At 42.5% G+C, this 23,061-nt stretch carries 23 protein-coding genes; 11 read left to right on the top strand and 12 right to left on the bottom strand.

What is annotated here, in order from left to right:
- Positions 1-94: 94 nt before the first annotated feature.
- Entirely contained in the window at positions 95-268 is a 174-nt protein-coding gene (locus tag JOD21_RS17320) for a twin-arginine translocase TatA/TatE family subunit (RefSeq protein ID WP_204730791.1), read from the bottom strand.
- Between the two features lie 76 nt (positions 269-344).
- Positions 345-1,595 carry a dicarboxylate/amino acid:cation symporter gene (locus tag JOD21_RS17325; protein WP_204730792.1) on the bottom strand — a complete coding sequence of 417 codons (1,251 nt, stop codon included), beginning with the start codon at positions 1,593-1,595 and terminating at the stop codon, positions 345-347.
- Between the two features lie 181 nt (positions 1,596-1,776).
- Here JOD21_RS17325 and JOD21_RS17330 point away from each other — a divergent pair, with 181 nt between their 5' ends.
- A complete protein-coding gene (locus JOD21_RS17330; protein WP_204730793.1) occupies positions 1,777-2,211 on the top strand; it encodes an arsenate reductase/protein-tyrosine-phosphatase family protein in 435 nt (144 codons plus the stop codon).
- A 34-nt stretch (positions 2,212-2,245) separates the two neighbouring features.
- Here the strand turns inward: JOD21_RS17330 and kynB are convergent, their stop codons facing one another.
- Positions 2,246-2,866: an arylformamidase gene (gene kynB, locus JOD21_RS17335; protein WP_204730794.1), complete on the bottom strand. Its 621-nt coding sequence runs from the start codon at positions 2,864-2,866 to the stop codon at positions 2,246-2,248.
- A 13-nt stretch (positions 2,867-2,879) separates the two neighbouring features.
- Positions 2,880-4,157 (bottom strand): kynureninase, encoded by a 1,278-nt coding sequence (gene kynU, locus JOD21_RS17340; RefSeq protein WP_204730795.1) that lies wholly within the window; start codon positions 4,155-4,157, stop codon positions 2,880-2,882.
- Between the two features lie 93 nt (positions 4,158-4,250).
- Here kynU and JOD21_RS17345 point away from each other — a divergent pair, with 93 nt between their 5' ends.
- From JOD21_RS17345 to JOD21_RS19525, 7 genes are all read left to right on the top strand, one after another.
- Positions 4,251-4,517: a hypothetical protein gene (locus JOD21_RS17345; protein ID WP_204730796.1), complete on the top strand. Its 267-nt coding sequence runs from the start codon at positions 4,251-4,253 to the stop codon at positions 4,515-4,517.
- Between the two features lie 15 nt (positions 4,518-4,532).
- Entirely contained in the window at positions 4,533-5,435 is a 903-nt protein-coding gene (locus JOD21_RS17350; protein ID WP_204730797.1) for an aldo/keto reductase, read from the top strand.
- A 247-nt stretch (positions 5,436-5,682) separates the two neighbouring features.
- Positions 5,683-7,041 (top strand): hemolysin family protein, encoded by a 1,359-nt coding sequence (locus JOD21_RS17355; RefSeq protein WP_204730798.1) that lies wholly within the window; start codon positions 5,683-5,685, stop codon positions 7,039-7,041.
- A 112-nt stretch (positions 7,042-7,153) separates the two neighbouring features.
- The gene (locus JOD21_RS17360; RefSeq protein ID WP_204730799.1) at positions 7,154-7,345 is read left to right on the top strand and encodes a hypothetical protein; all 192 of its coding nucleotides are present in this window, start codon (positions 7,154-7,156) and stop codon (positions 7,343-7,345) included.
- Positions 7,346-7,507: 162 nt separating this feature from the next.
- Complete coding sequence (locus JOD21_RS17365) at positions 7,508-9,190, top strand: glycoside hydrolase family 13 protein (protein WP_204730800.1); 1,683 nt, start codon at positions 7,508-7,510, stop codon at positions 9,188-9,190.
- Positions 9,191-9,449: 259 nt separating this feature from the next.
- Positions 9,450-10,925: a SulP family inorganic anion transporter gene (locus JOD21_RS17370; protein ID WP_239581673.1), complete on the top strand. Its 1,476-nt coding sequence runs from the start codon at positions 9,450-9,452 to the stop codon at positions 10,923-10,925.
- A gap of 151 nt (positions 10,926-11,076) precedes the next feature.
- Entirely contained in the window at positions 11,077-11,205 is a 129-nt protein-coding gene (locus JOD21_RS19525; protein ID WP_275579612.1) for a hypothetical protein, read from the top strand.
- 37 nt (positions 11,206-11,242) lie between these two features.
- On the opposite strand, the gene JOD21_RS17375 is transcribed toward JOD21_RS19525, so the two are convergent.
- The 8 genes from JOD21_RS17375 to JOD21_RS17410 all read right to left on the bottom strand — a co-directional run bounded on the left by JOD21_RS17375 (position 11,243) and on the right by JOD21_RS17410 (position 20,772).
- Positions 11,243-11,707 carry an NUDIX hydrolase gene (locus JOD21_RS17375; RefSeq protein ID WP_204730801.1) on the bottom strand — a complete coding sequence of 155 codons (465 nt, stop codon included), beginning with the start codon at positions 11,705-11,707 and terminating at the stop codon, positions 11,243-11,245.
- An 88-nt stretch (positions 11,708-11,795) separates the two neighbouring features.
- The gene (locus tag JOD21_RS17380; RefSeq protein WP_239581674.1) at positions 11,796-12,434 is read right to left on the bottom strand and encodes an FMN-dependent NADH-azoreductase; all 639 of its coding nucleotides are present in this window, start codon (positions 12,432-12,434) and stop codon (positions 11,796-11,798) included.
- Positions 12,435-12,750: 316 nt separating this feature from the next.
- On the bottom strand, positions 12,751-14,118 hold the full coding sequence (locus tag JOD21_RS17385; protein WP_338032924.1) for a SpoVR family protein: 1,368 nt from the start codon (positions 14,116-14,118) through the stop codon (positions 12,751-12,753).
- Between the two features lie 88 nt (positions 14,119-14,206).
- Complete coding sequence (locus JOD21_RS17390; RefSeq protein WP_204730803.1) at positions 14,207-15,187, bottom strand: zinc-binding dehydrogenase; 981 nt, start codon at positions 15,185-15,187, stop codon at positions 14,207-14,209.
- A 113-nt stretch (positions 15,188-15,300) separates the two neighbouring features.
- On the bottom strand, positions 15,301-15,954 hold the full coding sequence (locus JOD21_RS17395) for a response regulator (protein WP_338032926.1): 654 nt from the start codon (positions 15,952-15,954) through the stop codon (positions 15,301-15,303).
- Positions 15,955-15,965: 11 nt separating this feature from the next.
- Positions 15,966-17,075, bottom strand: coding sequence for a GAF domain-containing sensor histidine kinase (locus tag JOD21_RS17400; protein ID WP_204730804.1), 1,110 nt, complete (start codon positions 17,073-17,075; stop codon positions 15,966-15,968).
- A 288-nt stretch (positions 17,076-17,363) separates the two neighbouring features.
- Positions 17,364-19,097, bottom strand: coding sequence for a phospho-sugar mutase (locus tag JOD21_RS17405; protein WP_204730805.1), 1,734 nt, complete (start codon positions 19,095-19,097; stop codon positions 17,364-17,366).
- Positions 19,098-19,227: 130 nt separating this feature from the next.
- The gene (locus tag JOD21_RS17410) at positions 19,228-20,772 is read right to left on the bottom strand and encodes a bifunctional GNAT family N-acetyltransferase/carbon-nitrogen hydrolase family protein (RefSeq protein ID WP_204730806.1); all 1,545 of its coding nucleotides are present in this window, start codon (positions 20,770-20,772) and stop codon (positions 19,228-19,230) included.
- 197 nt (positions 20,773-20,969) lie between these two features.
- Between JOD21_RS17410 and JOD21_RS17415 the strand changes: the two genes are divergently transcribed.
- From JOD21_RS17415 to JOD21_RS17425, 3 genes are all read left to right on the top strand, one after another.
- Positions 20,970-21,401, top strand: coding sequence for a disulfide oxidoreductase (locus JOD21_RS17415; RefSeq protein ID WP_204730807.1), 432 nt, complete (start codon positions 20,970-20,972; stop codon positions 21,399-21,401).
- The gene (locus tag JOD21_RS17420; RefSeq protein WP_204730808.1) at positions 21,398-21,871 is read left to right on the top strand and encodes a thioredoxin family protein; all 474 of its coding nucleotides are present in this window, start codon (positions 21,398-21,400) and stop codon (positions 21,869-21,871) included. Before JOD21_RS17415 ends, JOD21_RS17420 begins: the two co-directional genes overlap by 4 nt.
- A gap of 283 nt (positions 21,872-22,154) precedes the next feature.
- Complete coding sequence (locus JOD21_RS17425; protein ID WP_204730809.1) at positions 22,155-23,027, top strand: RluA family pseudouridine synthase; 873 nt, start codon at positions 22,155-22,157, stop codon at positions 23,025-23,027.
- The last annotated feature ends 34 nt before the right edge of the window (positions 23,028-23,061 follow it).

A 23,061-nucleotide genomic window follows, 5' to 3' on the forward strand; every position in this document is an offset into this window, starting at 1 on the left:
CTCAAGAGAATAACGTTTATAAGACATAGAAAAGCTCCCCCCTAGGCAAACAGATTTTTGTTTTTAATCTGTCTACTTAGAGGGGAGCATATCATTACTCCCCGGACGGTTTTTTAGGCTGTTCATTTTTCGTAACTGAATTCAACCCTTTTTTAAATTCATAAAGTGTTTTACCGGCTGTTCTGCCAAGCTCCGGCAGTTTTGACGGACCAAACACGATAAGCGCTGCAAATAGTATAATGAGTATTTCTCCAAATCCGAGGTTCATTGTACTCTACCCCTTCTTTTCATCTTGCTTTTAGTATACAATCTTTCACACAAAATGCGAGTGGAGATATTGTGAATTACGCTTCACCGCGCTGTTCTTTAATTTTTCTCTTTTTTTCTGATTCCGATACGAATAGTGCAACTGCAGCGTCACCGGAAATATTAATCGCTGTTCTTGTCATATCAAGCAGTCTGTCGATTCCGATAATCAGACCAATACCAGCGACAGGAAGACCTACCTGTGAGAGTACCATAGCAAGAAGGATCATTCCGACACCCGGCACCCCGGCAGTTCCGATACTCGCAAGCACAGCAGTCAATACGACCGTTAACAGTTCTACAAATGACAGATCTACAGCATACACCTGGGCGATGAAGATTGTTGCTACCCCCTGCATAATGGCTGTTCCATCCATGTTAATTGTCGCACCCAGGGGCTGAACGAATGAACTTGCAGTTTTAGATACTTTCAGTTCTTTCTGTGCAGTTTCCATTGAAATCGGCAGTGTTGCATTACTTGAAGATGTACTAAAGCCGACAGTCATTGCAGGGAAAAAGTTTTTGTAGAACCAGATCGGGCTCTTTTTAGCAAGAAATGCAATGATAAAACTGTAAGTTACTGCTGCATGAATCAATAGTGCCAGCAGCACAACCAGTACATACATCAAAATACTCTGAAGGGAATCCAGCCCCGCTTCCCCAAGAGCTGACGCAATCAGGCCAAATGTTCCATACGGCGCAAACTTCATCACAATTCCAACGAGGAACATCATAATGTCATTCCCCTGTTCAAAAAGCTGATAGACACCTTTTGTCTTATCTCCAAGTACCGTAAGGGCAAATCCGATAAAAATAGCAAATGCGATAATCTGCAGCATATTTCCTTCCGCCATTGCCATGACCGGATTTTCAGGAATGATATTCAATAAAGTCTCTCCAACTGAAGGTGATTCCTCTTCTTCAAAAGTTGCAGCATCCTTTTCTTCCTGGGTAAATAGTGAATCACTGCCCGGCTGAATGACCGTTGCAAGTGTCAGTCCGATGGTAATTGCAATTGCAGTCGTGGTCAGGAAAGTCAGGATTGTTTTTACACCCATTCTGCCAAGTTTTTTCGTATCGCCAAGCCCGGCCACACCGAGTACCAGCGAAAAGAAAACAATTGGCACAACAAGCATATTGATTAATCCAAGGAATATTTCCCCGAGCGGATTGAATAAGTATGTATTTAATGTACTAAACAGATCAGGCGCGAATATATTTAATAATAGGCCTACGATAATACCAAGTACTAACCCTATTATTATCTTAGCTGTCAGATTAAGTTTCATACAGCGTCCTCCATCCTCATATTTTTAAGCATTCCGTTTTTACTCTATACCCAAATCAATTTACCTGCTAACCGCACAGAAATCAAATAATGCGCCGGAAAACAGGTCTATGTGCATATATTTAATTAAAGATGGGTATAGTGAATTATGAAAGCGTTGAAAAATGAAAGGAGCTGTTCGTATGGCAGATCGATACATTTACTTTATATCAGCAAACCATGAACGCAGCTCAATCGCTGAAGGATGGGCTTCAAGACTTTATATTCCCGGCACTGTTTTTAAGAGTGCAGGATGGACCGACGCCAGAAAAAATCCTTTCACTTTACAGGCAATGCAAGAAATCAGTATAGATATAGCATCGATTACACCGTATCGCATAAGTGAAAGCGACCTCAGGAACGCGGATGTGATTGTCCTGATACAGGATCCGGAAATAGACGAGGAAATTAGTATTCACCCGTCATTTTCCGACAAAGTAATTAACTGGAATATCGTTAACCCTGCAAAAAGAGCAACTGATCCTTTTACAAAGTGGGCGATGTTTCAGGAAATATGTGATGAAATTGCACTTAAAATCCGCGAGCTTGAAAAAGATCTTTCAGCATCAGCTGTGTAACCCCCACCTGCATATCAGCAGTGGGGGCTTTTTTCTACTTTTCTGAAATGAGTACTGCACGTACCGGACTGCCGTCCCCGCCTTTAATTTTCAATGGCATAGCGATCAGCTGATACATCCCTGCCTCCACTTCATCGAGTACAATTCCCTCTAATATATTGATATGCTGCGCATACAGTGCGTGATGAACAGGCAGCTCCTTACTCTCAAGATGATCAACAGAAGGCAGATCAACACCAATCAGGTTAATGCCCTGTTCTTTCAGATAAGCAGGTACCTCAGTACCGAGTACAGGAATACTCTCCGGGAAGACCTGACGATTCTGCCACGCGCATGTTTTAAACAGGACAGCAGTGACTGCTTCACCCTTAAAGTTAATATGATCTTTTTTAATCTCTGACAGACCTGTACAATCGATCACAGCAGCCTTGGCAAAATACCTGTTTAAGTCCAGTTCATCTGTTTTCTGTCCCGCATCGTCATAGTGAAAAGGGGCATCTATATGTGTGCCGATATGAGTACTTGCTTCGATTTTCCCTACATTAACAGACCCGCTTTCTGCCATCGGCCATGCGATTTCATAGTGAAAAGGTGTATCTCCCGGCCAGTTTGGCGTCTCTTTGCTTAGCGTCATTGAAATGTCGATCAGTTTCATCTGCTTCCCCTCCTTACGCAATGACATTTCTTTCATTCGAATAGTTCTTATAATCTTCTGTTACCATGATTTTCTGTATCTTCTGCATGGCTTCATATAGATCCTGATAACTTGTATAAAATGCTGCAGGTGCCAGTCTGATAATGTCAGGCGCTCTGAAATCCGGAATAATTCCATCTGCCTTCATCGCTTTGCAAATGCCTGCTGCATAAGGGTGCTGAAGTGCAATGTGCCCTCCACGTTCTTCATCAGCAGAAGGTGTCACTTTTTTCATACCAAATGACCTCAGCTTTTGCTCAAAGAAATCAGCCATATACTGCGTCTGATGCAACGATTTTTTCCTCAGATTATGAATACCTGCTTCTTCAAACAATTCAAGGCTGCCAATCAGCGGGGCAGTTGATAAAATATTCGGCGTGCCGATCTGGTATGCCCCTGCACCATCAGCTTTTGTAAATGTATGAGCCATATCAAACTGTTTCTCTTTATTTGAACCGAACCACCCTTTTAATCCAGGCAGTCTGTCATGATGTTTCTCGTGTATGAACAGTCCGCCTGTTCCCCCGGGCCCATTATTCATGTACTTATAATTACACCATACTGCAAAGTCAACGTCCCAATCATGAAGCTCATGCGGCACAGCACCGATTGAATGCGCAAGATCAAAACCGACAATAATGCCTTTTTCATGAGCGCGCTTTGTCAGTTCTTTCATAGGCAGCAGCTGCCCGCTCCGGTATAGAACAGAAGGCAATAGTAAAACAGCAACCTCATCCGTTAATACACGATCAATTTCCTCAATTGATAAAGTTGTACCATTATCAGAAGCAGCTTTAATAAGTTCTGTATCCGGGTTAAGGCCTTTTAACTTGATCTGACTTTGAAGCGTATAAATATCAGAAGGGAAATTCAGTTCATCTGCTGCAATTTTCGTTCTTTTTCCTTCAGGCTGATAAAAAGTTGAAAGCATTTGATGAAGATTGACTGTAATAGAACCTGTTACAATCACTTCAGCTGGTTTTGCACCAATCAGCGGCGCCGTTTTTTCACCGAGCTGCTCAGATAGTGTAAACCATGGATGTTCACCTTCCATCCACCCTTCAATGCCATAGCTCTTCCAGCTGTCAAGCAAACTCAGTACTGACTGTTCAGCTTTTTTGGATAAAAGCCCGAGTGAATTTCCATCTAAATAATATTGGCCATCTTTTATGTAAAATTGATCACGAAATGCGGAGAGTTCATCATGCTGATCAAACTCCACAGCTTCCTCCCTGCTGAATGTAAAACTCATACTTTCACCCTCCAGTTGTTTATGATGATTGAATTTGTATGATATTATCATACAGTATAGAAACTTGTTTTGCGAAAGCAGGAGGGCCGACTGATGAAGAAAACCAGAGTAGTCATTCTGATGGTACTGATTCCTTTACTCATCACTACTCCTGCTGTCTCTGCAGCGCTCTTATACATACTTCCGCTGTTTATCCTGCTGTCAATTTTATCTGTTTCAAAGCCTGGAAAAGCCGAACTGATCAAAAGTGCATTATTGATCCTGGCACTCTATATGATCGGTGTAACTGCCGAAGAACTGGTAATCAGGATGATCGCAATTATATTCATCATCTTCACATTGCTATCCACTTATTCATAAATGGAGGATTTTATTATGCAAAGAGTACAACTAGCATCGGATTTTTCGATTTCAAAAACTGTTCACGGACTGATGCACCTGTCAGGATGGAACCTGTCAAAATCAGAACGTCTCTCCCTGATCAAAGAAGTGCTCGATACTGGGATTACGACATTTGACCATGCAGATATCTATGGAAGTTATCAGTGCGAAGCGCTTTTTGGAGAGGCACTTGCACTCGAGCCGTCACTGCGTGAAAAAATGGAGCTTGTAACGAAATGCGGGATTGTTCTTGAGTCCCCTAACCGCCCTGCCCATAGAAGTCATCATTACAATACGGGTAAAGCGCATATTATCTCATCAGTTGAACAGTCACTTATAAACCTTTCAACTGATACAATCGATCTGCTACTGATCCACAGACCGGATCCTTTCATGAACCCTGAAGAAACTGCGGCAGCTTTCGATGAGCTTCACCGGTCAGGAAAAGTCAGACACTTTGGCGTATCAAACTTTAAAAGAAGCCAGTTCAACATGCTTGAAAGCTATATAGATCAGCCACTGCTTACAAATCAAATTGAGCTTAGTCCATATAACCTTGAGAACTTTGAAGATGGCACAGTCGATCTTTCACTTGAAAAAAAGACACCGCCAATGGCCTGGTCTCCTCTTGCAGGGGGAAAGATTCTGACGGGGACTGATGAAAAAGCGGTAAGAATACGCGAGGCATTAAATGAAGTCGGTCAGGAAATCGGCACTTCACAGTTGGATGAAGTCATTTATGCATGGTTATATGCCCATCCGGCAAACATTTCTGTGGTCGCAGGAACAGGTAAAATTGACAGAATCCGTTCTGCTGCAGGTGCCCAATCGTTCAATATGGATGCCCACCAGTGGTTCAGAATCTATCAGGCCGTGCTTGGACACGATGTAGCTTAAATGAAATTCAGTGGTAAAAATTTTGCTGACTGTGGTAGAATATAGGCAATAAACTTGAGAATGGAGGAAATCTGATGGGGTTATGAACCTGAACTGTATAGCGGTCCGTTTTGTCAATGGCATAAAAGCTCAGAGTGAGTCCCCTGAAGAACCTTCGTTCTGCACGGACGATCTCTGATGCTTACACACTAACATTTACAGGAGGTGGAAGAGAGCTTCCTGAACAGACTGGAATGCTCTCGCATCATTGGAGATAGACAATTTAATTTTGGTCGTTGTTTTACTTGCATGTACTGCATTTTTCGTGGTTTCTGAATTTTCGATTGTAAAGGTGAGATCCACACGGATTGACCAGTTACTTGAGGAAGGTCATCCCGGGGCAGCAAGGGCAAAAAAGATCACTGATAATCTTGATGAATATTTATCTGCCTGTCAGCTTGGAATCACAGTTTCAGCGCTGGCACTCGGATGGATTGGCGGACCGACAATCGCACACATGATTGCACCGCTCTTTACAGGCATTGAGGCTTCATGGATTTCAATTTTCTCATTTGCAGCTGCTTTTTCACTGATTACGTTTTTACATGTTGTGATTGGAGAGCTTTCTCCCAAGATTATTGCGATACAGCAGGCAGAAAAAATTACACTCATGGTTGCAACACCTCTACTCTGGTTTTATCGCATTCTTTATCCTTTCATCAGATTCCTGAATGGTTCAGCCCGTCTTTTGACAAGAGCACTTGGATTAAAGCACTCGACGTCCAATGATATGGCTCATTCTGAAGAAGAACTACGCATGATTTTATCTGAAAGCTTAAAGAGCGGTGAGATTAATCAGTCAGAGTACAAATTCGTAAATAAGATTTTTGAATTTGATGAGCGTGTTGCGAAAGAAATCATGGTACCAAGAACAGAAATTGCAAGTGTAGACAGCGGCCTTACGCTGCTTGAAGTATTTGAAGTCATGAAAGAAGAGCAGTATACACGTTATCCGGTAACTGAAGACGGTGACCGCGATAATATTATCGGTATGATTAATATGAAAGAATTGATGACAGCGTTTATTGAGGATCAGAATAACGGCAAGCGTCCTGTTTCTGAGTTTACACACCCGATTATTCAGGTCATCGACAGTATTCCAATTCATGAACTGCTTCATAAGTTCCAGAGAGACAGGATGCATATGGGAATTCTGCTTGACGAATACGGCGGAACATCCGGCCTTGTCACGATGGAAGATATTATAGAAGAAATCGTCGGAGAAATTCAGGATGAATTCGATGCTGATGAAATTCCGGACGTTCAGCAAATTAATGAACATCACTTTATTCTGGATTCAAAAGTACTTGTTCAAAGTGTCAATGAACTGCTGAACATTGAAATTGATGAAGAAGACGTTGATACGATCGGCGGCTGGTTCATGACAAGAAACTTTAATGCTGAAGTTGGCGATGAATTGTACGAACAGGGCCATGTGTTCAGAGTTAACGATGTAGAAGGCTACCATATTCTTTATCTGGAAGTATGGAAGCTGTCTGAAGAAGAAATTTCTACAACTGAAGTTGAAACTGCTCCAGCATCCATACGGACAACAGAAGCTTTGTAGAGTGAACCGCGCAAATGTGCGCGGTTTCTTTTATTTATGTTGAAGGACTTATTTCTGGTGTTAATTTCAGTGTTTTTTGTAGACGGTTGTAGCGTTTTGTCTGGCAGCTGTCGTGTTTCGCTTAACAGTTGTAACGTTTCGTCTGGCAGCTGTCGTGTTTCGCTTAACAGTTGTAACGTTTCGTCTGGCAGCTGTCGTGTTTCGCTTCGCAATTGTAGTATTTCGCCTAACAGCTGTAGCGTTCTATCCGGCAACTGCAGTATTCCCGCCTGCAGGCCTCGGCCAGCACGCTTATTTTAAATAAATATTGCGTAATGCCTTTATAGACGGTAAAATAAATGGGTATAAAAAGTGAATGAAATACATGTACGCTTTGTAATGCAGTCTTTACAAAATCACTGCAGACAAAGCATTTTATTTGATTGTTAGTGCAAGCGATTGCATAAAATATGGAGGTGCCGTACTGATGAAAAAAATATGGTGGAAAGAAGCTGTCGGTTATCAGATCTATCCGAGAAGCTTTCAGGATTCGAATGGTGATGGAATTGGTGATCTGCAGGGTATCGTTCAGCGTCTGGACTACGTAAAAGACCTTGGAATTGATGTGATCTGGATTTGTCCAATGTATCAATCCCCTAACGATGATAACGGCTATGATATCTCTGATTACCAGGCGATTATGGATGACTTCGGTACAATGGAGGATTTTGATACCTTATTGAGAGAAGTGCATAAGCGTGATATGAAATTAATTATCGATTTTGTACCGAACCATACGAGTGATGAACACCAATGGTTTGTGGAATCCCGCGAGTCTAAGGACAGTCCAAAGCGTGACTGGTACATCTGGCGCGACGGTAAGAAAGATAAATCAGGGAAAACCATTGCTGAGCCGAATAACTGGGAAAGTATTTTTGGCGGATCTGCGTGGGAATATGATGAGAAAACCGACCAGTATTATCTTCACGTGTTCTCTACAAAGCAGCCGGATGTGAACTGGGAAAATTCTGAAGCACGCCAGGCCATTTATGACCAGGTCAATTACTGGCTTGATAAAGGGATTGACGGCTTCAGAATTGATGCAGTCAGTCATATTAAAAAGCGCAAAAAACTTCCTGACATGCCAAACCCTAAAGAGAAAAAATATGTGTCTTCTTTCGATATGCATATGAACCAAAAAGGTATCCAGCCTCTTTTAAAAGAGTTCAAAGAAAAAACATACGGCCAGTATGACGTTATGACAGTCGGCGAAGCCAATGGCGTATCGATCGATGAAGCTGACCTGTGGGTTGGTGAGAAAAAAGGGAAAATGGATATGATATTCCAATTTGAACACCTCGGTCTCTGGGATGCTGAAACCAATCTTCAGCTTGATATTGTTGAACTGAAAAAAGTATTGACGAGATGGCAAAAAGGTCTTGAAAACAATGGCTGGAATGCATTGTTTATTGAAAACCATGATAAGCCGCGTGTTGTATCAACCTGGGGTAATGATGATGAATTCTGGTATGAAAGTGCAACATCTATGGCAGCGATGTACTTCCTGATGCAGGGTACGCCATTTATCTATCAGGGTCAGGAAATCGGCATGACAAACGTTCAGTTTGATTCTATCGATGACTATGATGATGTCTCTGCGAAAAACCTATACCGTATCCGCCGTGAAGATGGTGTAGCGCATGAAGATATTATGCGCATTCTGTGGGCATCTTCACGTGACAACAGCAGAACACCTATGCAGTGGTCTGCTGAAGGTAATGCAGGATTTACAACAGGTTCACCATGGATGAAAGTGAACCCGAACTTTAAAGATATTAACGTTGAAGATCAGTTAAAAGATGAAAACTCTGTCCTTTCTTTCTATAAGCGAATGATTGCACTGAAAAAAGAACATGATATTTTCACTTACGGGATCTATGATCTGATTCTTCCTGAACACCATCAGATCTATGCGTATACGAGAACGCTTGAGGATGAAAAAGTTGTTGTACTGACTAATCTTTCAACAAAAGATGCAATCTGTGAGGATCTTGATTTTAAGATCAGCCTTGATCACCTTCTGCTGAATAACCTTCCTGTAGCCGCACACGACGATACTACAACTGTGGTATTGAAGCCTTATGAAGCAAGAGTATATAAATTATCGTAAGTTACAGAGACTGTCCAATTGGGCAGTCTTTTTGTATTGAAAAAAATGGACAGTCAATATTTCATTCATGTCATTTTTATGAACCAGTCTATTAAATCATAGCATTCAAGAGTATAGAATACTATTAACGACTTTAATACGCTTACATGAAATTTTTCATTCTATAAAAATATGTTATAATTCTTCTCGTTATAAACGGACCCTGACTTTTCTGAGAGTGAAAAGTCGAAAAAATATATTTAAAGGAGAGATTATTAAATTGGATTTAACTAAATATAAACAGGAATGGTTTGGTAACGTGCGCGGGGACATTATGTCCGGTATACTTGTGGCCCTTGCATTAATCCCTGAAGCCATTGCCTTCTCAATCATTGCAGGTGTTGACCCGATGGTTGGACTTTATGCTGCTTTTTGTATCGCTGTTGTCATTGCATTTATCGGAGGCCGTCCTGGAATGATCTCTGGTGCGACTGGTGCGATGGCTCTTCTAATGGTCACGCTCGTTGCTGATCACGGGCTACAGTATTTATTCGCTGCGACCATTTTGACCGGATTCATTCAGCTGATTATGGGTGTGTTAAAGCTCGGGAAGCTGATGCGCTTTATTCCAAATTCGGTTATGATCGGTTTTGTTAATGCACTGGCAATTTTGATCTTTATGGCTCAGCTTGAACAGTTCGAAGGTGCCGGGTGGATTATGTATGGATTAGTGGCGGTGTCACTTGCAATTATTTATCTTGTACCGAGGTTTTTCAAGGCAATTCCTTCCCCATTGATTGCCATCATTGTGGTGACTGGATTTGTCATGGCTACAGGTGTTGGAACGAAAACTGTCGGTGATATGGGAACGATCTCACAAACCCTCCCTTCTTTCCTGATTCCAAATGTGCCATTTACATTTGAAACACTGATGATTATTCTACCTTATTCAATTTCACTTGCAATAGTAGGTCTGCTTGAGTCTCTCCTTACAGCTCAGATTGTGGATGATATGACTGACACACCAAGTGATAAGAATAAAGAAGCGCGAGGTCAGGGTATTGCGAATATGGTTACCGGATGCTTTGGCGGTATGGCAGGTTGTGCGATGATTGGACAGGCTGTAATCAATGTAAAGTCAGGTGGACGCGGTCGTCTGTCCTCTTTTACTGCAGGTATTGTCCTGCTTGGGTTGATTATGATTCTGACTGATATTGTTGTACAGATACCGATGGCTGTTCTCGTTGGTGTCATGATTATGGTATCTATCGGTACATTTGACTGGAACTCTCTAATGAGACTCCATAAGGTGCCAAGGTCGGATGCTGCAGTCATGATCGTGACTGTTGCGACAGTTGTGATTACTCATGATTTATCAATCGGTGTACTTGCAGGGGTACTTCTGAGTGCGATTTTCTTTGCTGCAAAAATTTCTAAAGTACACATCGACAAAGAAATTGACGAGGCCGCTTCAATGATTACTTACCGCGTTGACGGTCAGATTTTCTTTGCTTCAGTGACTGATTTTGTATCTGCAATTGATTACGATACTAAAGGGATCGATACAGTTATTTTTGATTTTAAAAAGGCGCATTTATGGGATGATTCAGCCATTCATGCAGTTGATAAAGTTGCAATTAAATTACAGCAGAATGGTGTTAAAGTTAAATTAACAGGATTAAATGAAGAGAGTAATGAGCTGGTTGATCAGCTTTCAGTATATGATCAGCCGGGCGCTAAAGCTTCAGGACATTAATCCGCTCTCCCCCTGATACCGGTTCGTATCAGGGGGTTATTATTTGATAAAACATACAGCCCGAATTAACTAAATATTCAATTTTATAATTGAAAGCGCTTACTTTTTTGTATATAATCAGACTACCTGCAGATGAACGGAGTGGATCTGGATGAAAAAAGATCAGTTGCTTCAGCGTTTGGAAGAGGTTGCATCACGTGAGGAAAAGCCGGGCGGTATTCAAAATTATTTTATCTTAAGTCTTGGGATAGCGGCAGTTATGCTTCATACACTTTTATAACGACACGAAGTCTTCCGGATGAGCCGGAAAGCTTCTTTTACTTTTTCCCAAAGTTCGAAAGATGATCTGCTGAATCTCTAAGCATCTTCTTAATTCTCGGACTGATACCTTCCGGAAGTTCATTCGGCGGAAAGAAGTCAGTCTCTATTGTTTCAATTCCATCTGCAGTTAATTCGCCGCTGATATCTTTTGAATAGTAAACGACAGTTACCGCAAAAAATTCATCACCATTTGGCAGCTTTACATAATAGTCTTCTCCGGACAAAACAGTCACCAGTTCAAGCGTGCCGATTTCAATACCAGTCTCTTCTTTCACTTCTCTTCTTGCAGCTGCTTCAGTTGATTCACCGAGTTCAATCAGTCCACCGGGCAGTCCCCACACACCATCAGGCCGTTTCTGCAGAAGAATATTACCTTTATCATTGAATGCCACTACTGTGACACCAACCAGGTTAACCGGGTCGTGTCCGATCTTCTGTCTCAGGTTTTTTATGTAATCCATGCTCCCACCCCTTTTAAAGTATGATAACCTATCGCTTCACATAAATAAAAGCAGTTCCGCAAAGTAGACGGAACTGCTTTTGAATATATTATCGTGCTGCTACTGCACTTAAGTCTTTTGCAACTTCAACAACGCGCTTGAAGCCCTGTTCTTTAATTTCTTCTGTGCGGTCAACATACTGATTATGTCCTTCAATAATGACATCAGTCTGCTGCTGGATACCAAAGAAGCCAAGTGCATTTTTGATAAAGTTAACACTCATTTCAGCACCCTGCATTGCTGGAGCTGAGTAGTCTCCGCCACGTGCATTCAGCAGGATTGCACGCTTGTCACCCATAAGCCCCTGGGGACCTTCTGCAGTGTAGCGGAATGTCTCACCTGAACGGAACAGATAGTCCATGTACGTGTGAAGGACTGCAGGTACCGTAAAGTTCCATAGCGGGAATGCGAAAACTACAACATCCGCCTGCTTGAAACGGTCAAGATGACTGTTAGCGATTGTCAGAACATTCTCCTCTTTTTCATTCAATGGCGCGCTTTCCGCTGACTTGAACTGTGCAGCCAGGAAGTCCTGACCAATGTATGGAAGTTCTTCGTTATATAGATCGACATGGTCGATTGTAATCTCTTCATTATTTTTAATTTCTTCTAAAAACAGGTCGTGCATTTTTGCAGATACTGATTGATCTGATGGTCGGTTGTTTGCTTTGACTAGTAGTACTCTCATGATGAAAAACTCCTTTTTAAATGATTATTACATAATGTTAGTCTCTGTTTAGTCGTGCAGTTGATTTCCGCTTCAGGGGAACGCTTTCCGCATGAGCCGTCTTTTGGCTCCGATTCAATCGGACCTCCTCGAGCTTCGCTCTGCGGGGTCTCACCTGTCCGACTTCTCCTGCTGGAGTCGTCCCCTTCCGCTACAATCAACTGCTGTGCTAAACATGATTTAACTTTAATAAGTTGCAATGCTAAATACATATTTTCATTTATCTCGAATACAGAACAATACTAAAACAAAAAGCAGATCATTTCAATTGATCTGCTCAAGTTGTATAGTCAACCTGTTTTTTATATACCCCGCGGCCGCTGCATGTAAAACAAAAAGTTTTCTGATTGACCACTGTTTCAAAGTGAACTGTTCTTCCCCAAAGTTGATAGATATAATGAAGCACTTTTTCAAGGTAATGAAGATCAAGTTCATTTCCTTCATAAGCGTGTCTAATATAGAGCTCACCGTTTTTCATGTAATCACCGTCTTCAACGTATAAACATGGAAATCCGCCATTTACTCTGGACTGGATCAATTCATCTCTGACCGCTTCAAAATCCTTATCAGTAATTTTATAATCTTTACCGAACTGCTGAAATAAATAAAGGTCTTCCTGTCGTGAAAACTCGTTTGTGAAGTAATTTCTGATAAATGACTGGTCTGACTCAAGTTCTCTCACTTCAAAAAGTTTTTTTCTGCCCGCGTCTTTACCATGTTGGTCTGCTTCTTTTTTTTCAATATCCTGAAGCAGTTTTAATCCAAGATAATATGGATTAATTGATGTTTTAGAAGGCTGGACAACGTTTGCGTTAAGCTTTGCATATTCAATGGTTTCCTCTTCAGTCAGCGGCAGCTCCCTCATGATTTTCTGGTGCCAGTAAGTTGCCCAGCCTTCATTTAGGATTTTTGTTTCAAGCTGAGGCCAGAAATACAGCATTTCTTCACGTACCATCGTCATAATATCTCTCTGCCACTCTTCTAGTTCTTTGCTGTGTGACTGAATAAAAAGCATGAGATCTTTCTCAGGCTGGGGAGGGAATCTCTTTTTCTTTTCTTTTTCATCCTGTTGTGGCATTTCGTCCCATAAATCACTATATGGTTCCGGTGTTTTCTTTATCTGTCTGTCATCTGACTGCTGTTCTACTGCTTTAAAAAGCAGTGGATCCACATGCTCTTCAATTGCGAGTACCGCATTAAGAAATTCTTCTACTTTTTTAATACCGTATTTTTTTTCATAAGCTTTGATCCGCTCAGATGTAGCACTCATTTGTTTAATCATGTCACGGTTTGTCTGACTGAACCTGATGTTGTTTTTAAAGAAGTCACTGTGAGCGAGGACGTGAGCAATAATCAACTTATTTTGTATCAGTGTATTTGTATCAAGTAAAAAGGCATAGCACGGGTTGGTATTAATTACAAGTTCATAGATCTTACTCAATCCAAGATCATACTGCATTTTCATTTTATGATATTGTTTTCCGAAGCTCCAGTGGGAAAATCTCGCAGGCATTCCGTACGCACCGAATGTATATATGACTGATGCAGGACAGATCTCATAGCGCATCGGGTAATAGTCAAGACCGAATCCTTTTGCAATTTCAGTGACTTCATCAATCGCTGCAGCCAGTACTTTTGAGTCCACGCAAATCACCTCTTATACATGATATTCCGCGAATCCCAATAGTATTACATTACAAAATAAAACCGGAAGCCTCCGCTCCCGGTCTTCTTTAATGGATTTCTGCAACAATTTTGCCCTTTACTTTCCTGGTCTCGAGCTCTTCAAGTCCTGCAGGTACTTCTTCCAGCGAAATAACCTGATTGACCAGACTTTCAATTTCACCTTTAGCCAGCAGCTCAACCAGATGATCACCAATCGTCTTAAGTAACTTTTCTTCATCAGAATTACCTGACTGGTAAACGCTGCCAAGTGCTACATGGTGAAATGAGATCGGGTGCGCAAATGAGATTGATTCATTCATTTCAGGCTGACCTGCAATAAATGCGATATGTCCATTATACGCAAGAGTCTCAAGGGATTTCGTAGCATTTTCACGGCCTACCGTATCCAGCACATAGTTCACGCCCAAGCCATCTGTATACTCTTTTACCTTCTCAACAAAGTCCTGCTTTTTATAATCAATCGCGTAATCAGCTCCAAGCTGTTTGACATAATCATGATTTTTCTCTGAAGCTGTTGTAATAACTTTTAACCCTGCATACTTCGCAAGCTGAATGGCAAACCCGCCTACTCCGCCTGCGCCTGCGTGAATCAGAATCGACTTTTCCTTTTGAATATGGAGTTTGAAAAACAATGCCTGGTAAGCTGTATAGGCAGCGACCGGCAGTGCTGCAGCGTCTGTGAATGAAACTTCTTCCGGCAGGACCGAAACGGTATGTGCTTTTGTTACGATATATTCAGCAAACGCACCTTTTCGGGTCATGTCTGCAAGAAATACGACACGGTCCCCATTTTTAACATCCGTTACTTCTGAACCGGTTTCTTCAATGATTCCTGCTGCATCCAGCCCCAGAACATGAGGGTAACTCCAGGCCGGCGATCCGTTTTGTCCTGTTTTATAATCGACCGGATTCAATCCGGCTGCCTTTACTTTTACAAGAATTTCATCTACTGCAGGAACGGGTTTTTCAAATTCCTCAACCTTCATGTCCCTCCATGTTCCTTTATCCTTTAATAACAGTGCTTTCATGATGAAGTCCTCCTTTTGTCTTTCTTTTGTGTTACCCATTTTAAAAGCGGCTCAATCAGTCTGATGTACTTGCAGACATGCAAAAAACCGGAACGAGTGTATTCCGGTTTCATCTACAACCTTCTATCAGGTGAAGCGAGTCCGTGTCTGACTGCATAGAGCGCAGCCTGCGTACGGTCTGATACTTCAAGCTTTGAGAAAAGATTGGATATATGCGTTTTCACTGTTTTCTCTGTAATAAACAGTGAAGAAGCAATCTCTTTATTACTTTTCCCTTTCGCAAGCTCAAGCAGCACATCTTTCTCTCTTTTTGTCAGTTGATGAATTTCATGAGGAGACTGCTGTTCCGGGTCAGCCCTTGTCATCAGGTGGCTGGTGGCCTTTGGGTGAAGCGTATTTTCACCTTTTACAAGTTTCCTGATTGAGTCGGCAAGTTCATCAGGCTCTATATCCTTCAACTGATAACCTGCAGCACCTGCTTCAATGGCAGGCACCACATGATCCTGATCCGAAAAGCTTGTCAGCATCATGATCTCTGTTGATGGCAGTGCACGCTTAATCTCTCTCGTTGCTTCGATTCCGTCCATCTCAGGCATCACGAGGTCCATGAGTACGACATCCGGTTGAAACTTCTTCACCATCGCAACTGCCTCTACTCCATTTTTTGCTTCTCCGACAATTTCAATATCTTTTTGTGTTTTTAAAAAGAAAACGAGTCCTCTTCTTACAACATGATGATCATCAGCGATCAGTAATTTTATCGTCACTGCAGTTCCTCCTAGTAAGGCAGTATTACCTTAATCTGTGTTCCTTCTGACGGGGCACTTTTTAACGAAAACTCACCGTTTAGCAGACGCGTTCTCTCCTGCATACTTGATAAGCCGACTGATGGCACTTTGTCTGTATGCTCAGGGAAAAATCCCCTGCCAAAATCACGGATCGTCATCTCAATTTTATCGCCTTTCGCTTCAATCCAGATATAAATATCTTCTGCTTCCGCGTGTCTTTTACAGTTTGTAATAGCTTCCTGACCAATTCTGAAAATCGTTTCTTCCACTTTGGCGGGCAGATTCAGTACTCCCTCTATCTTGATGGATGCTTTCAGTCCAAGCATCTCTGCAAATCCATCCAACGCTTCAGTAAGTCCGCCTTCCATTCCTTTTGGACGGAGCTGCCAGATCAGCGCCCTCATTTCAGTCAATGCTTCCTGCGCAAGGGATTGAAGGCTGTGAAATGTCTCTTTTACATCCTGATCATCAGACATTTCCGCCCCTCCTCTTGCAGTAAGCGTCATTGAAAATAATAACTGGTTCACTGAATCATGGAGATCCCGCGCTAACCTGTTACGCTCCTGCATCAGCGCTACTTCCTGTTCTTTTTTCGTCAGCTGAATCCGCTTGATAGCAGAACCGATCTGAAAAGCTACGGATTCAAGCAACGCGAGTTCATGTTCTTCAAAGCTTCTTCTCCCGGGCGTAGCAACATTCAATAACCCGAAACGTTCACTTCCCGATTGAAGTGGCACTGTCGCATGGTGTGTGATGCCTTCTGGGTTCTCGCTGCTTTTATCCAGGGCTTCTGTAATCCGCTTGCACTCAATAATATTCGAGGCTTTTTTCAATCTCCCCTGTCTGAAGCGGTTTACGCACCAGCAGCCACCGGTTTTCATATAAAAGCAATCTTTTTGCATGAGTACCTCAGGAAGATTTTCATGGGCAATCAGCGTGTGCCTGCCAGTCTCTTCAATAAAAAAGATCCAGCCGGTGTGGAAGTCAGTTCCTTCAAGGAATTTTTCGAGTGAACCCTGAAGCATCGACTCAATTTCTGTTTCTTCATTGAGAAGTTCAGCGATTTCTTTCAGGATTGTTACATGAGTTGGGTCGTTCATGCGATCACCATCCGTTTCATCTGTTTTTATTATAGGGTAAAAACAGGGTTGAACTAATCAGTCATTGGACTGAAAAGAGGCTGCGACAATGGTGTCTCAGCCTCTTTATTCAATAACCGGTTCACTGCGCTGCAGGCGGTGCTTTCCGAGCGGTGGTTGCTGAGCCTCCTCACCTTCGGTTGCGGGGTCTCAGCTATCCCGCTAATCGTCCCGGAGTCACCGCCTTCCGCTACGTTCACCTGTGATTCAGTTAAGAACCAATACTTTTTCTCAACTTTTTAGAAAGAATTAATTATTCAATTCAGCTCGGATTTTTTCCATGAATGAGTCTTTGATGCTGTTGAGTTTTTCTTCGCTGTTTTCAAGTGTTGACCCGACTACACTGAAGTAGAATTTGATTTTCGGTTCTGTTCCGCTTGGTCGTACACATACCCACGAACCATCATCAAGGAAATATTTCAGTACGTTGGATGAAGGGAGATTGATCTTATATTCTGCTCCTTCTTTTGAGTGACGGCGCAGTGATGTCAGGTAATCTTCCTGTGCATCAACTGACAGCCCTGCAATTTCAGACAATGGCTTTTCACGCAAAGATGAAAGCAGTGACTGAATCTTTTCAGCTCCGTCTTTACCTTTCATCGTGATCGACTCTAGGTCTTCTTTAAAGTAACCGTGCTGTTCATATAGTGCCAGCAGTACTTCATACAATGTCTTTCCTTCAGCTTTATGATAAGCAGCTGCTTCTGTCGCAAGCAGTGCAGCCTGAATCGCGTCTTTATCACGCGCAAAATCTTTTACCAGATAGCCATAGCTTTCTTCGTAACCAAACAGGAATGTATATTCACCAGTTGCTTCATACGCTTTAATTTTTTCTCCGATGAATTTGAATCCTGTCAGGACGTCTTCAGCTGTTACCCCGTAATGCTCAGCTACTTTCCGCCCGATCTCTGACGTTACAATGGTTTTGAATACACGACCGTTTTCAGGCAGTTGACCTTTGTCTTTCTTCCGCGCGAGCAGATAGTCGAGCAATATAGCTCCAGTCTGATTTCCTGTCAGCAGTGTATACTCACCGTTCGGTCCCTGTACGGCAAGCCCCAGTCTGTCTCCATCCGGATCTGCAGTAATTAACAGGTCTGCCCCAATCTCTTTACCGTCACGAATCGCAAGTTCAAATGCCCCCGGCTCTTCAGGATTGGGAGACTTAAGTGTCGGAAATTCAGAGTCAGGCTGTTCCTGCTCTGTTACCACATGCACATCATACCCAAGTGCTTTCAATCCACGCTGAACCATTACATTCGATGCGCCGTGAAGTGGAGAAAAGACAACTTTCAGATCCGTTTCTTTTGCCATCTGCGGCTTTTCAGATACAGTGATCAAGTGCTCTGCGTAAGCGTCATCCACATCTGCCCCAACCATTTCAATCAGTCCCTGGGCTTTTAATTCATCAACAGGCTTCACCTGAATATCCAGTTCATTTTCAATGATGTTGATTTCATCAATCACATCATCAGCATCCTTCAGATTAAGCTGTGCACCATCAGCGCCGTATACTTTAAACCCGTTGTATTCCGGCGGGTTATGACTGGCTGTAGTCATTCCACCCATGAACGTTCCAAGGTGACGAACGGCAAATGACAGTTCAGGTGTCGAGCGCAGTGATTCGAACACATACGTTTTAATTCCGTGAGAAGCCAGCGTACGTGCAATCTCAAGTGAAAATTCCGGAGATTTTCTGCGGCAGTCATAAGCCAGCACGACACCCTGCTTCTTAGCGTCTTCACCGTTTTTTTCTATGTACTTGGCGAGTCCTTCCGCAGCTTTCCGGACAGTGTAAATATTCATTTTATTTGTTCCCGCACCGATCTCTCCGCGCATGCCGCCAGTGCCAAATTCAAGGTTTTTATAAAACGCATCTTCAATTGCCTTATCGTCGCCTTTCATAGCTGCCAGTTCAGCGTGAATCTCCTGGTCCAGGCCGTCAAAAGTAACCCATTTATTATAAACCTGTTGTACGCTCATAAAATCCCCTCCACTTTTTTCTTATTGTAGCACGCACGCTGTCTATTGAATATTGAAAAGTCTGAAAGAAGCCCGTAAAAATAGGACATGACAAACCTTCATGCAAGAAGGTTTGTCATGTCCCTGAATATTACTGCTTTTTATAGTTGATTGAATAGATGTCGTGTCTGCGGTCTTTCAGCTGTCGCACGGTTCCGCCCTGACGCTGACGGCGCAGAATTTCAAGGTCAACATCACCGATCATCACCATTTCAAGGTTTGGATCAGTCTCCCCTACAATACCATCACGCGCAAATTCAAAGTCAGACGGTGCAAAAATTGCTGATTGCGCATACTGAATATCCATGTTTTCAGTTTCCGGCAGGTTGCCGACTGTACCTGAAATCACTGTATAGATCTGATTTTCAACTGCACGTGCCTGTGAGCAGTACCTTACGCGCAGGTAACCCTGACGATCTTCTGTACAAAATGGGGTGAAAATGATTTTCGCACCCATATCTGTTGCAATACGTGCAAGTTCAGGAAACTCAATGTCGTAACAAATCTGGATCGCAATTTTACCGCAGTCTGTATCAAATACTCTGACTGTATCCCCAGGGCTGATTCCCCACCATTTCCGTTCGTTCGGCGTAATATGAAGCTTGTATTGCTTCTCAATCGTGCCATCTCTTCTGAAAAGGTAAGCGATGTTGTAAATCTCGTCATCCTCCTCTTTTACAAAATGGGAGCCGCCAATGATGTTAACGTTATAGCGCACTGCAAGATCTGTGAAGAGTTCAATGTACTCTTCCGTGTAATCTGTCAGCTTTCTAACTGCCATACTCGGAGACTTTTCATTCAGGAAGGACATCAGCTGGGTGGTAAAAATCTCAGGGAACACAACAAAATCTGACTGTGCGTCTGAGGCCACATCCGTAAAGTATTCCACCTGATTCGCAAAATCTGTGAAGGAATCAATCTGACGCATCATGTACTGAACAACACAGATACGCACAGGATGGCTTGTCTTAAAGTGTCTCTTCGACTTCGGACGGTAGTCCACATTGTTCCATTCCATTAATGTTGCATACTTATTCGACTGCTTATCATCCGGAAGATAATTCGGATTGATCCGCATAAGTGTAAAACCGTTAATGAGCTGGAAAGACAGAACGGGATCATAGATCTTATGCATTTGAACTGAATCTACGTATTCACGGGGAGACATTTCGCCCGCGTATTTATGGTAATTTGGAATACGCCCACCGATAATGATACTTTTCAGATTGAATTCCCGTGCAAGTTCTCTTCTTGCTTCGTAAAGTCTGTGACCGACTTTCATACGGCGGAAATCCGGATGAACCATCACTTCAATCCCGTACAGGTTGTACCCATCCGGATTGTGATTTGTGATATACCCTTCATCCGTTACGTCATCCCACGTATGACGGTCATCATATTCATCAAAGTTAATAATCAGACTCGAGCATGACCCGATAATATCCCCATCAAGCTCAGCTACAAGCTGACCGTCCGGGAACATCTCAAGGTGACTTTCAAGATGCTCAACTTTCCACGGCTGCATCCCCGGAAAACAAAGCCTTTGCATATGAATAATTTTATCTATATCAGCATGAATCATTTTACGAATGATCATTTTTTTCTCAAATTGAGACAAATCCAGTTTCTCAGACATAGGTTTCACTCCTCAAACGTGTATTCATTTAATTATAAACTCAATTTATAATAATAACAGCTTCCATACTTTTTGTGCCAAACTTTAGACAAATTCAATATGTAATTTCCGAGACCTGATTTTCAAAGCTTGTATTATTCACCATTAACTTTTACAATCTTCAATGACAATAGATTTTTGTGAAAGAAGGCGTCTCAATGACCAAAAAGATAGAAAATATGCTTTTTGCTGCCTGGGCTGCTGCGTTTACTGCTGTGATGGGTTCGCTGTACTTCTCTGAGATCAGGGGCTTTGAGCCTTGTGAACTTTGCTGGTATCAGAGAATCTTTATGTATCCGCTCGCAGTGATCCTGCTGATTGCAGTCATTAAAAAGGATGCAAAAGCTGCCCTTTATTCAGCTATTCTCTCAGGGATGGGCGGATGTATTTCCATCTATCATTACAGCATTCAAAAGATTGATACATTGTCATCTTCTGCTCCGGCATGCGGGATGGTCCCATGTACAGGGGAATATATTAACTGGGCTGGCTTTATTACGATTCCGTTTTTAGCACTGACAGCCTTTACGATTATTTTTGTATTCAGTCTGATCATTCTTAAGCAATCGAAAGGAGCAACACAAACATGAAAAAAATTCTACTCTTTGGCGGTGTAATCGTACTGATTTTTGCTGCAATTGCATTGATTACCAATATGCAAAATGAATCAAAAGTCGAAGGAAATCCATACGGAAAAGAAGAGCTGGCTCAATCTACTATTGATCTGCTTGATAACGAAAACTATCAGAATCAGATTGTTCCGGATGAACTGGAAGAGCGCATTTCAAGCGGTGAACCGACAACCGTGTATTTCTTCAGCCCTGAGTGTCAATACTGTCTTGAAACAACACCAATGCTTGCACCACTCGCTGAAGAAATGGGCGTTGATATGGTTCAGATGAACTTAATTGAGTTTCAGGATCAGTGGAACAAATATGGAATCCAGTCTACACCTACATTAATTCACTTTGAAGATGGTGAGCCAGTTGACGGCATTGTTGGTGCCGCACCTGAGGAAGATTACCGTGAGTTCTTTGAACGCAATGTAACAGGCGGATAATATGAAGACTGCCAGGAGTAAAAACTTCCTGGCAGTTTTTTTATCATAGAGACTCTGTTAAAGGTGGCTGTTGATTTCCGATGCAGGGGGGGAATGCTTTCCGCATGAGCCGTTTTTTGGCTCCGGTTCAATCGGACCTCCTCGCGCTTCTTGCTGCGGGGTCTCACCTGTCACGCTTCTCCTGCTAGAGTCGTCCCCCTTCCGCTGCAATCACCATCTATGCTAAAACAACATCAGGCTTTATCATAGCCATCATAAAAGATATTAAAAGGAGTTTTAATCAGTGAAACAATCATTTACGATCACCGTTCACCCAAAGTGGGATGGCAGTACGCTTGATACTTTATTGAAGGAACAACTGGCGTTCAGCAAAAAAACCATACACCAGTGGAGAATGGAAAAAAGTATCGTTATTAACGGAGAGCTGAAGCCCTGGAAAGATCCCCTCACAACAGGTGATCTTCTATCCATTGAATATGTTGCCCGCCCATCAGTACCAGCCTGGGAAAAAGAGATTGATATTTTATTTGAGGATGAGCATTTGATGATCGTCAATAAACCGGCGGATACAGATACACACCCAAATAGTGAGGCTGATACAAAGACGCTGCAAAATGCTGTTGTAAATGTCTTAATCTCAAACGGACAAAGCGGCTATGCGCAGCCGGTTCACAGGCTAGATCGTGATACTACAGGCACAATCCTTTTTGCAAAACATCCGGCAATCAAACCACTGCTTGATCAAATGCTTGAAAAAAGACTGATTAAACGCACCTATCTTGCACTCGCCGAGGGCCAGCTTAATCAGCAGGGGACGGTATCTGAGGCAATCGGGAAAGACAGGCATCATCCTGTCAGAAGAAGAGTTTCACCAGGTGGACAGAAAGCGGTCACACACTTCCGCCGGTTAAAGTATAATGCTGAAAAACAACTGTCACTGGCTGAATTGAATCTTGAAACCGGCCGTACCCATCAGATCAGAGTGCATCTGTCACACATCGGGCACCCGATCGCAGGTGATACGCTCTACGGAGCACGCAATAAAATGTACGATCGCCAGGCATTACATGCAAAAAAGCTGATATTTGAACATCCGTTTACACTTGAGATGATTGAAGTTGAAGCCGCCCCGCCGGCATATTTTCATTTGCACTAAAAAACGCAAAGGCATGAGCCTCTGCGTTTTTCTT

It is taken from the genome of Jeotgalibacillus terrae (assembly GCF_016908195.1).
Taxonomy (GTDB): Bacteria; Bacillota; Bacilli; order Bacillales; family Jeotgalibacillaceae; genus Jeotgalibacillus; species Jeotgalibacillus terrae.